At 46.4% G+C, this 207-nt stretch carries 1 protein-coding gene; it reads left to right on the forward strand.

Features of this window, described 5'->3' with window-relative positions; genetic code table 11:
- Positions 1-207: ATP-grasp domain-containing protein (locus tag FTW16_RS22240; protein WP_146492466.1), on the forward strand; the 207-nt coding region annotated here is incomplete at both ends.

Genomic DNA, 207 nt, shown 5'->3' on the forward strand with positions numbered 1-207 from the left:
ATTCAAGTGTATCCACTGGCTGAGAATGTTCACACCGACGGCGTGTTGAGCTTATCAACAGCTATTGATGACATTGAACTGCAAGAGCAAGCGAAAACCATGTTCACCGCAGTTGCAGAACGTTTGGATTACGTTGGCGTACTCGCGCTAGAGTTCTTTGATGTTCAAGGTTCACTGCTGGTGAATGAGATTGCACCACGTGTTCAT

This window comes from Vibrio sp. T20 (assembly GCF_007858795.1).
GTDB classification, from domain to species: Bacteria; Pseudomonadota; Gammaproteobacteria; order Enterobacterales; family Vibrionaceae; genus Vibrio; species Vibrio satsumensis.